Origin of the sequence: Mesorhizobium sp. YIM 152430 (assembly GCF_029210365.1) — a bacterium.
Lineage (GTDB): Bacteria > Pseudomonadota > Alphaproteobacteria > Rhizobiales > Rhizobiaceae > Aliihoeflea.
Map to the genome: position 1 here is coordinate 1 of NZ_JARGES010000004.1, position 5,423 is coordinate 5,423.

General features: G+C 59.8%; 4 protein-coding genes. All 4 read right to left on the reverse strand.

What is annotated here, in order from left to right:
• Nucleotides 1-120: 120 nt before the first annotated feature.
• Nucleotides 121-1,674 carry a phage major capsid protein gene (locus tag PZ895_RS00480; RefSeq protein WP_275837074.1) on the reverse strand — a complete coding sequence of 518 codons (1,554 nt, stop codon included), beginning with the start codon at nt 1,672-1,674 and terminating at the stop codon, nt 121-123.
• Nucleotides 1,667-2,008, reverse strand: a complete 342-nt coding sequence (locus PZ895_RS00485; protein WP_275837075.1) for a gene transfer agent family protein — start codon at nt 2,006-2,008, stop codon at nt 1,667-1,669. The genes PZ895_RS00480 and PZ895_RS00485 overlap by 8 nt, the downstream gene beginning before the upstream one ends.
• Nucleotides 2,005-3,228: a phage portal protein gene (locus PZ895_RS00490; protein ID WP_275837076.1), complete on the reverse strand. Its 1,224-nt coding sequence runs from the start codon at nt 3,226-3,228 to the stop codon at nt 2,005-2,007. Before PZ895_RS00490 ends, PZ895_RS00485 begins: the two co-directional genes overlap by 4 nt.
• 138 nt (nt 3,229-3,366) lie before the next feature.
• Nucleotides 3,367-5,154 carry a site-specific integrase gene (locus PZ895_RS00495; RefSeq protein WP_275837077.1) on the reverse strand — a complete coding sequence of 596 codons (1,788 nt, stop codon included), beginning with the start codon at nt 5,152-5,154 and terminating at the stop codon, nt 3,367-3,369.
• Nucleotides 5,155-5,423 lie beyond the last annotated feature (269 nt).

Here is a 5,423-nt window from a genome sequence, read left to right on the forward strand (position 1 = left end):
ATCAGCGCCGGGAAACCATGCCGGCGCTGAAGGTGATAGGCGGCTCGCAGCGACGGGCGAAGCGTTGCGCTAACGCCGTCCACCGCGATCGTGATAGGGTCAGATGCGAGCCGCATGGTCTTAGGCCGCTGCCATCTTCAGCTTGCGGAAGGCATCAGTGCGCACCACGCCAGCGCCGACACGGCGGCGAGCATGGAAGCGGACAAGCCCTTCGGTTGCCAGAAGGTAGGGATTCGGGCGAACGGCAAGCTCGATCCGGTCATAGATGCGATAGCCGGCCTTGAAGTCGCCGAAAATGATCGGTTCGGCGTCGGCGGCGATGTCGGCCATATCGACCAGCTCGACCACGGGACGGCCAAGGATCGTTTCCGGCTGGCCTGCCTGATAGGACGGCTGCCACAGATAGTTGCCGTGAGCGTCCTTCAGCTTGCGGATAGCGGCAAGCGTGGTGCCGTTCATCGCCCATGTGCCGCGATTGCGGTAGACGGCCGGGAGCGCATACATGAGCGCGATCAGGGCATCCGGGTCGATGTCGGCGGCATGGCCGTTGTCGAACTCGACAATGCCGGCGTCGGTCATGAAGCCCTTCGGTTCCAACGCGAGCGAGCCGTTGACGAAAGCGATGCCTTCCTTGGCCGCGAAGTCTTCGGCGAGCGCAAGGCGGACTTCGGCTTCAACGTCATGCGTGGCATCCTCGATCAGCCAATTGCCGATATCGACGTGCGTCGTCATTTCCTTGATCGACAGTTCCATCTGATCGAAGGTCGGTTCGGACGCTTCGGAAGCGACGGTTTCACCCTTCCACTTGGCATTGGTGACGGACAGGCGCTTCGGCAGCATGATCGTATGCGAGCCGGTCGAACGGACGTCGGCGATCGAGCGAACCGGCGAGAACTCGACCAGATTGCGCAGGAACTCGCCGGAACGGTCTTCCGGTGCGAGGATGTAGCCGGGCGCGTCGGTCGCGACCGTGAGCGCCTTGCGGTCCAGTTCGGTGCCGCGAAGGAAGTCGGCGAACGCCTTCACTTCAATGTTGTCGTTTTCACCGGTCGGGTGATTGGTGTTCGCGGCGAGCGGGCGGTTGCTCTTCGCCTCGATCTTGACGAGCCGGGCATTCACTTCGGCCTTCAACGCATCCAGCGCCTTGGCGTCAATGACCGGATCGGCCTTCGTTTCCGTTTTGTTCTGAAGTTCAGCTTCCATATGATTTTCCTTGGGAGGTTGTGCCGCGCCACCTGCGGACTTCACGGTGAGGATGCGTGCGTCCGGGTGACACGGGTTCGCGACGATGGAGATTTCGGCGAGGTCGAGCGCGACGATGGTGCGATTTCCATCCGGGCGCGTCTTCGTTTCCGTGGCGCGGAAGCCGATCGACAGGCCACCGGCCTTGCCGCGCTTCACAAGCGCATGGACTTCGCGGGCAAGCGGCACGCTATCGAGGAAGAGCCGGCCTTTCACTTCAAGGCCAGCATCGGTTTCGGTGATGGCTTCCCAGACGCCGATGACTTTGGTGGCGTCGTGCTCGTAAAGGACGGGCATTGCGGCGGCGGGGTTGAACGCGCCTTTCTCGATCAGGTCGCCGACGCGATCGGGCGAGCCGAATGGCCAAGCCAAGCCGGTGATGGTGCCGGCGTCGTCAACGCTGAAGGACGCCTTGATTTCGAGCTTATCCATGGGCGGCCTCATGTCGCTGATCGTCCTGGCTGGTCGTCGGTGAGCCGAGCCAGACGGTTTCGAGGATGGCGAATGCGAGGGGGATGGAATCGGCGAGCGGCCGGGTCTGGACGTAGGTCGCGACCAGCGCGGCGGCTTCCTTCGGATCATTGCCGCCACCGATCAGCGCCAGCCGGATCGTTTCGGAAATGTCGGCGATCGAGAAATGGAGCGAGCGCATACGCTGAAAGAGCGCGCCGATGCCGACGCCGGTCTTGCGTTGAAGCTCTTCAATGAGGGGGAACGGCAAGGCGAAGGTGCGTTCGCCGTCGCCGAAGAATGCGACGTGCTTCACGCGGCGTCCTTTCTGGGGATGGTGTTGTCGTTCTCGCCGGAAGGTGCGCCGGGCGTGATGTTGGGATTGTCGAGAGTGTCAGCGCCGGGCTTGGCGGGAAGGTTCAAGCCGCTGCGCACTTCATTCGCCGTCATCGCGCCCATGGCGCGATACTGCGCATAGGTGGTGGCGCGCGTGGCTGCATTGGCCGACAGAAGATCGTCAAGGATGAACTCGACATAGTAGCCATCGGCGCGCTCTTCGGCCGAAAGCAGGACGCGGGCATAGGCCCATTCCCATGCGTCCAGCCAAGGGCGAAGCGTCAGGGTGAGGAACTGTTGCGCCATCTCTTCCGAGTTCGACCACGTGGCGCGTGTCAGATCGAAGAGCATCGGCGGCGGAACGCGGAAGAGCCGGGCGATTTCCTCAATCTGGAAACGGCGGTTCTCCAAGAACTGCGCATCGGTCGAAGTCATCGTCGCCGGGTTGTAGGTCCAGCCGTCATCAAGAAAGAGCGGGTCGGCGTTGCCGTTGGCCTGCCATGCGCGCCACGCCTTCCGAATGTTGGTGATGACGGATGCACCGCCATCGGTGCCGGTGCCGGCCTTGTTCTCTTTCGACAAGATCGCGGACGGACGCGCGCCGCTGCCGAAGAGTTGGGCGGCGTGGCGTTCAAGAACGGATGCGAGGCCGATCGCTTCCTTGCCGGCGCTGATTGGCGAGACGCCAAGCGGGGCGGCAATATGGAGAATGTCGCGGAAGCTGTAAGTGCGTTCGCGGCTATCGACGCGATGGACGTAGGACGGTTCGCCGCTCGCCTCGTCAATCTTGACGGTGATCGAGCGCGGATCGAGCCGGATGAACTCGATCACGCGGCCGTTCACACGGTTGGCGAAGGCGTAGCCGCTGCCATGCAAGAGCGCGTCGGCCGTGAGTTGGCCGCGAAGCTCGCCGGCCGAAGTCCAATCGTTCGCCTCATCATGGATAAGACGATATGCGGGATGATCCTTTGCGGCTCGCTTCCCACCATCAGGCGAGGACAAGAACACCTTGGCAGGAAGCGAGCCGATCGCGCCGGTGGCGAGCGCAATTGCGGAAAACACGGCCGGGACGCGCAAGGCGGTCGCGGCATTGATCGAGGGACCGGAGATAGTCGGCGAGATGCCGAAGATGCCATAAGCATCAGGGTCGTTAAGCGAGACCGATTTTCGTTCGGTCTCGCCTGTAAACCAACGCTTCAAATCTTTCACACCACGCAACGCAACAACACTCCAAGAACTCAACTTGGGAATATTGTCTCATGCGCGAATCGGCGTGTGAATCCTTTCACAAGCAAATAAATAGGAATAATTTCATTGATTTTTCATGCGATTTATGATCTAAGCTAATCCAAGGTCAGGATACTGCACAGCCTCGATGATCGCCCGACGCTGCTGGATAGTTCCTTCCTTCTCATTTCCGTATTTGCCCGTTTGCGTCGCCTTGTCGTGGCCGACTATCAGCGCAATCTCCGAGTTCATGAAGCCAGCCCTTCGGGCGCGATCGGTGAATGTGTGACGTAGGCTGTAGGTCACGATCGCCTTGTTGGTCTTGACGCCGATCTTCGTCAGGTATCGATTGAACTCGCGTGAGAACTCGGCAGCGATCTGCCCAACTTTCGGGATGACCAGTTCGGGAAAGATTTGCGCCTCGCCAGCCTTCGCCATCTTCTGGCAGTGGTCGAGGAAGCCAGCGCGGATCAATTCGGGGTGCAGCGGCACGACGCGCTTTGAACTTTCCGTCTTCGTGCGCTTGTCGCCGTCGCCCTCGTCGGTGATGTGCATGATCCAGACGCCATGATGCTCGCGGACATCGCCGGTTTGCAGTTGAGCAATTTCCCCCGGCCGCGCGCCGCTGTAGAGCATGACGATGGGTATCCAAAAGCGGTGATCGCGCACGGCGACGTTGCCCGGCTTGTAAGCGTTACGCCATTCATCGCCCGAGCATGTGCGAAACAGAGGCGAGCCGAAGAGCTTTCCAAGCGCAGCATCGGTGAAGCTATCGCGCGGGTTCGCCGGGCCTACCTTGTCAGGAAGCATACGGGACACGGGGTTGTGCTCTAGCCAGCCATTATTGGACAACCATCGCGCGTATGCGCTGAGGCTCGACATGTAGCGCCGTATCGTGTTGCGGGTGAGGGTCGGCTTGGGCTTATCCAGCTTCTTATTGGCTTCGATTGTGTCGCGCACGGACAGGTCTTTGAAAGCTGCTGTTTCAGTCGCCTTGACCGGCCATTCAGCCAGCGCGTCTTTCCAGTCGCTCACCAAGCGCTTGGTTATCTTGGACGGGCGGATGGTGCCGCCGACGAAATCAGCGAAATGCTGCACGTCGCGCCGGATTTGGGTCATGTATTCAGGGCGGACGCCGCGCGGGTTTTCTCGCTCGAACCGGCCAAAGACATCCATGATGCTTTCGCGCGGCTTCGGCGTCTCGACTTCCTCGAAATGCGCCTCGACCACGATCGGATCGGCGATCTTACCCGTAAAGTCGCCTTGATCGCGCTCGGCGAGCCGTTTCAGTTGTTCGATGTCGGCGCGCATCAGCTTGAAGCAAAGGTCGCGGTAGCGCTCACCGTGCCGCTCGATCCTAAAGCCATGCTTTGACAGAAACTGATCGGCCTCAATCTCAATCAGGCGGGTGTCGCCGGATGCAAGATCAAACTGAAGGCGGTTCAACCGGGTTGCCCGCCGACGCGCATCCCAATCCGCTTTGCCTATCAGGATTTCGACATCAGTCATGGCGTTGACGGTTGCGGCGAAGCCGTCATCGAATGTGGCCGAAGCGCGCGCGTCCGCGTAGGCTTTTTCTGTAGCTCGCTCGATCTGATCCGGGGTAGGGCGGTCGCGCCTGATCTTATCCCCTTCGTTCAAATTGGTCGCATAGTGCTGCCAGACAGCCACGCCTATATCGTGGTCGGTCAGGTCGCGCTTCCGGCGCATCTCGTCAAAGGTAGCTATCCATTGGTCTTTCAGCGCTGCCTTGCGCCGCTTCGCTTCAGCATAATCAGTGGTGCCGAGAGAGCGCCAGATTTGCTTCTTACCGTCCATTGCCGGCTGTAAATCGGCCGGCACATGGATCAGAAGATAGTAGACCGCGCCGCGTCGGTGGAGGTCGTCACGCCGAGACATTAGGCTTCCTTGACAGTGCAAACATTAGCACCCAACATTAGCAGTGCTTACACGGTCAACCGCCTGAAACACAACAAAAATTAGTGATTTCAACAGTTTGAATAGGGGCGAAAAGGCTGTTGCTGGAATTCCAGGTTCCCCAGCCAATTTTTATAAACAAAATCAAGAACTTAGAAAATCGCGTTAGCAGGGTTCGTTAGGCCGTAGACTCATTACGTTTGGCACCAGATGCGTGTCGAGATGAGTTTGATGGCGGCGAGGTAGTTTTC